The 7,787-nt window shown below is 38.1% G+C and carries 8 protein-coding genes and 1 pseudogene; all 9 read left to right on the plus strand.

The window, feature by feature from the left end; genetic code table 11:
- Nucleotides 1-1,139: pseudogene (locus LDB17_RS13100) on the plus strand (translational GTPase TypA); the annotation flags it as partial.
- Nucleotides 1,140-1,452: 313 nt separating this feature from the next.
- Nucleotides 1,453-2,001: a DUF1599 domain-containing protein gene (locus LDB17_RS13105; RefSeq protein WP_252637290.1), complete on the plus strand. Its 549-nt coding sequence runs from the start codon at nt 1,453-1,455 to the stop codon at nt 1,999-2,001.
- Nucleotides 2,002-2,009: 8 nt separating this feature from the next.
- Nucleotides 2,010-3,353: a BT_3928 family protein gene (locus LDB17_RS13110; protein ID WP_252637292.1), complete on the plus strand. Its 1,344-nt coding sequence runs from the start codon at nt 2,010-2,012 to the stop codon at nt 3,351-3,353.
- 32 nt (nt 3,354-3,385) lie between these two features.
- Nucleotides 3,386-4,132: a triose-phosphate isomerase gene (tpiA, locus tag LDB17_RS13115; protein WP_252637294.1), complete on the plus strand. Its 747-nt coding sequence runs from the start codon at nt 3,386-3,388 to the stop codon at nt 4,130-4,132.
- Nucleotides 4,133-4,210: 78 nt separating this feature from the next.
- Nucleotides 4,211-4,717 (plus strand): SPOR domain-containing protein, encoded by a 507-nt coding sequence (locus tag LDB17_RS13120; RefSeq protein WP_135106883.1) that lies wholly within the window; start codon nt 4,211-4,213, stop codon nt 4,715-4,717.
- Nucleotides 4,718-4,732: 15 nt separating this feature from the next.
- Nucleotides 4,733-5,296 (plus strand): GTP cyclohydrolase I FolE, encoded by a 564-nt coding sequence (folE, locus tag LDB17_RS13125; RefSeq protein ID WP_006841378.1) that lies wholly within the window; start codon nt 4,733-4,735, stop codon nt 5,294-5,296.
- 74 nt (nt 5,297-5,370) lie between these two features.
- Nucleotides 5,371-6,024, plus strand: coding sequence for a TatD family hydrolase (locus tag LDB17_RS13130; protein ID WP_252637295.1), 654 nt, complete (start codon nt 5,371-5,373; stop codon nt 6,022-6,024).
- A gap of 43 nt (nt 6,025-6,067) precedes the next feature.
- Complete coding sequence (locus LDB17_RS13135; protein WP_252637297.1) at nt 6,068-7,132, plus strand: asparaginase; 1,065 nt, start codon at nt 6,068-6,070, stop codon at nt 7,130-7,132.
- The gene (locus tag LDB17_RS13140) at nt 7,119-7,598 is read left to right on the plus strand and encodes a YkgJ family cysteine cluster protein (protein WP_252637299.1); all 480 of its coding nucleotides are present in this window, start codon (nt 7,119-7,121) and stop codon (nt 7,596-7,598) included. Before LDB17_RS13135 ends, LDB17_RS13140 begins: the two co-directional genes overlap by 14 nt.
- Nucleotides 7,599-7,787: the final 189 nt, after the last annotated feature.

Raw genomic sequence — 7,787 nt, forward strand, 5'->3', positions numbered from 1 at the left:
CTTTCGGAACTTTTATACGTCCCAGTCCTTCAAATATATTTATTTCTTTTATTCTCGTTTTTACAAAACTTCCATCACGCTTGCACAAAGAAATAAATATATTTGAAGGACTGGGACGTATAAAAGTTCCGAAAGTTCAGTGTGGGGATATTTGTGCCCTGATAGGAATCGAAGGTTTTGAAATTGGCGACTCGATTGCCGACCTGGAAAATCCGGAAGCGTTACCGACAATCGATATCGATGAACCTACTATGTCAATGTTGTTTACCATCAATGATTCTCCTTTCTTTGGGAAAGATGGTAAATTTGTGACATCAAGGCATATTCACGACCGCTTGATGAGGGAGCTCGACCGCAACTTGGCACTACGTGTTGAAACAACGGACAACTCCGATTCGTGGATTGTTTATGGACGTGGTATTTTGCACTTGTCAATCCTTATCGAGACTATGCGTCGCGAAGGGTATGAGCTGCAAGTTGGTCAGCCAAAGGTTATCATAAAAGACATTGACGGACAAAAATATGAACCGGTAGAGCAATTGACTATCAATTTGCCGGAAGAATATTCAAGTAAAATTATAGACCTTGTGACACGTCGTCGTGGAGAATTGACGATGATGGGTAACAAAAAAGATCGTATCTATCTCGAATTCAATATTCCTTCACGTGGTATTATCGGGTTAAACAACGCTGCACTTACGCTCTCGGCGGGAGAAGCTGTTGTTGCACACCGATTCTTAGAATTCCAACCATGGAAGGGTGATATCGAAAAACGCATGAATGGATCTATTATCGCTAGCGAATCCGGTAATGCGTATGCATATGCTATTGATAAATTGCAAGATAGAGGTAAATTCTTCCTTGAGCCGCAGACAGATATCTATATGGGGCAAATTGTAGGAGAACATAGCAAAGAAGGAGATCTGGTTGTAAATCTTACAAAATCGAAGAAGTTGACCAATGTGCGTGCTTCGGGGACAGATGATAAGGTGAAGCTTGCTCCTCCTGTTATTTTCAGTCTCGAGGATGCCTTGGAATATATAAAAGGGGATGAGTACGTAGAGGTAACGCCACATGCGATACGTTTACGTAAAATCTATCTGGATGAGAATGATCGTAAAAGAATGGCAAAAAAGTGATAAAATGTTCATAATAGATTGGGGGTTATCAGATTATTCTGATAGCCCCTTTTCTTTTTTATACTAAAATTATCTTATAAAGGAGAGCTTTGGTTATTAAGATGAAGGGGGAAACGTGATAGTGAAAAAGTGCGTAAAAGGTGTCACTTTTGTCACCTTTTCACTAAAAAAGGTTTTTTACAGTTTGTTATCATGGAAGCTTTAGAGCATTAAAACTTATAAAAAGTGAAGACAACTTATTATTGACAACTTATGAATCTTATCATTAAACAATTTTTCATACCTTTGCTTCCTTAAAAATAGAGAGATCCACATGGCCGATACCAAACAGCAATTTGAACATGTAATAGCAATATGCCGTACTCTTTTTGCCAAAAAGTTGAAAGATTATGGTGCTTCATGGCGTATACTCCGTCCCCAATCGGTTACTGACCAGATACTGATAAAAGCAAAACGTATAAGAAGTATCGAAGAAAAGGGCGTCAGCCTTATTGATGAAGGTATTGCTCCCGAGTTTATCGGAATCGTGAATTATGGTATCATTGGCTTGATGCAATTGGAATTGGGTTTTTCGGATAGTATAGATATTACCGAAGAGCAGGCTCTGGCATTGTATGATAAACATATGACCGAAACCAAAGAATTGATGTATGCCAAAAATCATGATTATGACGAGGCATGGCGCTCTATGCGGATTAGTTCATATACCGATCTTATTCTGACAAAGATATATCGCACAAAGCAGATAGAAGAAAACAAAGGCAAGACCATTGTTTCGGAAGGAGTAGATGCCAACTATATGGATATGGTAAACTATTCTCTCTTTGGCTTGATAAAGTTAGAATTTCCTGAAGAGGGATAATTAAATAAATGGGCAAAAAGAAGGATGTAATTATAAAGATTTTAGTAGAAATATCCAGAATTATACTGGGTGTGACCTTTATTTTCTCCGGCTTTGTAAAAGCTGTCGACCCTTTTGGTACGGCTTATAAAATCGAAGATTACTTTGCTGCATTCAATCTTACTTCGCTTTCTTTCTTGTCTATGACAGGTTCTGTTCTGCAAAGTGTTGTAGAATTTGCAATGGGGGCATGTATGCTGTTCGGCTTGTACCGCAAGTGGAACTCCCGACTGATGTTGCTGGTTATGGTCTTTATGACGGGGCTTACTCTGTATCTGGCTATAACAGATCCGGTAGAAGATTGCGGATGCTTTGGCGATGCACTGATAATTACCAATTGGCAGACATTCTATAAAAATATAGTACTTCTTATATGCTCTGTTATAGTATTCTTATATTGTGAGCGTATCAGTAATTGGTTTACAGGTAAAACATACTGGCTGGCATTCTTGTATATCTTTATTTTTATTGGTCTTTTCACTTTCCGCAATTATTTATACGATCCCTTGTTCGACTTCCGACCATACAAAATAGGAGCTAATCTTCCTAAATTGATGAATGTAGAGAGTGGAAAAGGGAGAGAAGAGAAGACAGTGCTTGTTTATGCGAAGGATGGAGTAGAAAAGGAGTTTACTGAAGAAAATTATCCTTGGGAAGATAGTACATGGGTTTTTGTGCGAATGGATAATCATGTTATACAGGAAGGAGAAAAGCCTGTTATTAATGATTTTTCTATAAATAAATTGGTCTTTAATTCGGATAGGACAGAGGTTGAAACGCAATTAGATATTACGCAAGAAGTGTTGTCGGATTCAAATTACGTTTTCTTGATGATAACACCTTCGTTAATTAATATGAGTGATTCTTATCTCAGCCGATTCGAGGATATAGAAAACTATGCAAAAGATCATAATTATCATTTCTTTTGTGTGACCGCATCGCCTACAGATGAAATAATAAAATGGTCGAAAGAGAATACGATAAATTTTGATTTCTGTACAGCTGACGGACGCATGCTAAAAACTGTAATTCGTTCCAATCCGGGGCTTATTCTGTTAAAAGAAGGTATTGTAGTCAACAAATGGGCGGATATAGATGTTCCTGCAGAAGAGTATCTTACAAAACCTTTGACTGATTTGCCTTATGGACAGATGATAGATACGAAGGCCGAAGACAAAAAGAACTTGATAGCTGTGTGCGTTGCATTCTTTTTACCATTGTTATTTCTGAAAGGATTGGATTTCCTGTTTTTCAGAAAGATGAAGAAAGAAGCCGTCGTAGAAGAAGAAAATGAAGAAGAAATTAAAGAATAATATATTAATCAATAAAAACAAATATTAAAATCATGAGAAAGAATATTGTTGCAGGAAACTGGAAAATGAACAAGAATCTACAAGAAGGTGTTGCGTTTGCTAAAGAATTAGAAGCTGCATTAGCCGGGAAAACATTAAAATGTGAAGTAATTGTAGGTACTCCATTCATTCATTTGGCAAGCGTAGCTTCATCTACTAAATTGGGTGTTGCTGCTCAAAACTGTGCTGATAAAGTTTCAGGCGCATATACAGGCGAAGTATCAGCTGCAATGGTAGCTTCTACAGGTGCAAAATATGTAATCCTCGGACACTCTGAGCGTCGTACATACTACGGAGAAACAGATGCTATCTTGAAAGAAAAAGTGCTATTGGCTTTAGCTAACGGATTAAGCCCAATTTTCTGCATCGGTGAAACAAAAGAAGAAAGAGAAACAAATGTACATTTCGATGTTGTAAAAAGACAAACAGTAGATGCATTGTTTAATCTTTCTGCCGAAGACTTCTCTAAAATAGTTATTGCTTACGAACCGGTTTGGGCTATTGGTACAGGTCTTACTGCTACATCTGCTCAAGCTCAGGAAATGCACGCTTTCATTCGTCAAACAATTGCTGAAAAATATGGTAAAGAAGTTGCAGATAACACTTCAATCCTATATGGTGGTAGCGCAAACGGAGGAAATGCAAAAGAACTTTTCTCATGTCCTGATATCGACGGCGGACTTATAGGTGGAGCTTCTCTCGATGTTGAGAAATTTATTCCTGTAATTGAAGGATTCTAAGAGATCGACTAAAGTTTATATATAATGTTGCGGATGAACCCTGACCGAATATCCGCAACATTTTTAAATAACACACATATGAAAAAAAGTTTTTATATTTTCTTTTTATTAGGATTGTTTTCGGCTTCTGCGATCGCACAAAACAGTCAGAAAACAATCATTGATGAACTGAACTCATCTAAATGGGGGCAAGGGGATGTAAAAGTTATGCAAGATGATGTGTTGCAGGGTAAAATAGCGGTTCGGAGTACCGAGCCCATAGACTCTCTCGGTGAACCTGAGCCGTCCACATCTTCGAATGCGAATGTAGCTCCCGGAACCAGAGTGAGAGAGTACAAGATTCAAGTTTTTATGGGAAATAATCAGCAACAATCCAAAAGGGAAGCTGAATCGAAGCAGGCACAGATAAGGAATGCTTATCCCGAGCTGAGAACTTCGGTTTCATTTCAGTCTCCATTTTGGCGTCTACGGGTAGGAAACTTCCGTACAAAAGAAGAAGCTGAGCAAATGATGCATGATATGCGCAAAACATTCCCTTCATTCGGACGAGAGATGACCGTCGTGTCGGAGGTCGTTAAACGATAATATATAATCTTCATAATGCAAGAAGAAAACAAAATGAACCTTCTGGAGGAGCACTATAAGAATGTAATTTCTTTGTTAGGCGAAGATCCGGAGCGCGAAGGCCTGTTAATGACACCTCACAGAGTTGCCAAGGCTATGCGATTTTTGACAAAGGGCTACAGTGAAAGCCCCGAAGCTATTTTAAATAAGGCTTTGTTTAAAGAAGATTACCGTCAAATGGTAATTGTAAAAGATATAGATTTTTATTCCTTGTGCGAGCATCACATGCTCCCATTTTGGGGTAAAGCTCATGTAGCATATATTCCCAACGGATATATAACGGGATTGAGTAAGATTGCCCGTGTGGTCGATGTGTTTGCACGTCGTTTGCAGGTGCAAGAGCGTATGACCTTACAGATAAAGGAATGTATACAGCAAACTCTTAATCCTTTGGGGGTAATGGTCGTGATAGAAGCTCAGCATATGTGTATGCAGATGCGAGGGGTGGAGAAACAGAATTCGACGACTACCACCTCCGACTTTACAGGAGTATTTAATCAGGCTAAAACTCGGGAAGAATTTATTAATCTTATAAGATAGAGATGTTATAACAATATAAAAAATAACGAGATTTTTTCTGAACAGAAGATAATCTCGTTTTTTCATTTCGGACTATGTATTTATATAATATTCATACACATAAAGTAGATAACGCTTCATGCGAAGGGTATGAGGTGAAGTCTATTATGAATACCTATCCGGAAGATTTTTATGAGAAAAGAAATCAGCATCCTGATTGTTGGTTTTCTTGTGGGGTGCATCCGTGGAATGCCGAAGATTCTGATTCGCAACTCCGCATTTTAGAAGAAATTATTGTTGAGCCCAATGTCGTAGCCATAGGTGAAGCCGGTCTTGATAAATTAAGGGGTGCCGAAATGTCTGTGCAGATAGATGTATTTCGCAAACAGATAGAATTGGCTATGGATGTAAATAAACCTCTTATTATACATTGCGTAAAGGCTTGGGACGAGCTAATCCGATTGTATAAGGAATACAAAGGGAGTAACATCCCTTGGATTATTCATGGTTATAGAGGCAATCCCCTACAGACAGAGCAATTGAGTAAAGTTGGCTTCAAATTTTCGATAGGAGAAAAGTTTAATGCAGATTCGCTTAAGAATATTCCATTGACTGATATTTTTTGTGAAACAGATGAGTCTGATTTGACTATTTGTAAGGTGTATGAAAATATTTCAGGTGAAATGGATGTAAATAAAAATCATTTTGCTATTTTAGTGGCCGATAATGTAGGTCGAGTATTTAAATAATTGACAAAAGTATATTAGGTTATTAATTCTTTTCAGGTAAACTATGATTGATGTTAATGCTCACATATTATTAATTTATACAGGAGGTACAATCGGGATGGTCGAAAATGCTGCTACAGGTTCTTTAGAGCCTTTCGACTTTGCTCATCTGAACAATCATATACCTGAACTTCAGCGTTTCAAGTTTCATGTAGATCATATTGTTTTCGATCCTGTTATAGATTCTTCGGAGATTACGCCCGAACATTGGAAAAAGATGGTGCACATCATCGAAGATAATTATGACGATTACGATGGATTTGTTGTGCTGCATGGTACCGACACAATGGCGTATACGGCCTCGGCTCTCAGCTTTATGCTCGAGAACTTGCATAAGCCTGTAGTGCTTACCGGAGCTCAGCTGCCTATCGGTAAATTGAGGACAGATGCAAAAGAAAATTTGATTACCGCCTTGGAGATAGCCGCCGATAAGAATCAGTTAGGCTATCCAATTGTTCCCGAAGTATGTGTTTTCTTCCAGAACGATTTGCTTCGTGGGAATAGGAGTACCAAAGTGAATGCAGATAATTTTAATGCATTCAAGTCTTACAATTATCCTAATTTAGGAAAATCTGGTATTCAGATAAGGTATGAGAGAAAGGCTATTCATACGCCCGACTATGAGAAGAAAACGATCTTCCATTATCGATTAGATAATAGGATCGCTTCATTAAAGTTGTTCCCGGGAATTGACAAGCAAACCGTAGAGGCAATCTTGACATTGAAGAATATAAGAGCTGTGATTCTTGAAACCTACGGTTCGGGAAATGCTCCTCTCTCACCTTGGTTTCTTGATCTTATCCGCGAAACGGTGAAGCGAGGAGTTATTATAGTCAATATATCCCAATGTGAAATCGGACTTGTAAATATGCAGCGTTACGAGACGGGGCGTGAGCTTTTGCGTGCAGGTGTTATCAGTGGATTTGATGCTACATTCGAAGCCGCTTTAGCTAAGCTGATGTTTCTTATCGGGCATAAGTACGATAAAGAAGATATAAAGATACGAATGCGTGTGCCTCTAATAGGAGAAATTACAAGACCCGAAGACAGAGACAATGAAACAATATGAAAATTTGCAGGTATTAGCTGAGAAAGCGAAACCTCTGTTTCTTCAATATTATAAAAAGAATAAAAAGCGTCTTGGCAAAATGGATATCATTGTGCAGCAATTACACGATGAGGTTTCCGAAAAGATTGACTGCCTGACGTGTGCCAATTGTTGCCGGACATTAGGGCCGGCTATCTACGATAAGGATATTGAGCGGATGGCAAAGGCACTTCGCATAAAACCGTCGGAAGTTGTTTCTTCCTATTTGCGGATAGATGAAGATGGCGATTATGTATTCAAGTCTATGCCTTGTCCTTTTCTTATGGACGATAATTATTGTTCGATATACGAATCTCGACCGAAAGCTTGTCGGGAATATCCTCATACGGATCGGAAAAATTTTGAGCAGATTTATAAATTAACTGTAAAAAATGCGAGTACTTGTCCAATCGCATATGAAGTTCTTTGCAAATTAATGGACAAGTGATGTGCTTTTCTAAAATTAATCAATCGCTCCTTTTCCGCGTCCCTTCTTCTTTCTCGTCTAAAATTTTCAAAAAAGGTTTAAAAAAAATATGTTTAACAACAGTTTGCATATAAGGTATATAGGTATTATTTTTGTAGTTCTGCCAAAAAATATTTTAAAATTAATTGGTAAAAGATTTGGAATGTAAGG

This window comes from Dysgonomonas sp. Shenzhen-Wh21 (assembly GCF_043392705.1).
GTDB lineage: Bacteria > Bacteroidota > Bacteroidia > Bacteroidales > Dysgonomonadaceae > Dysgonomonas.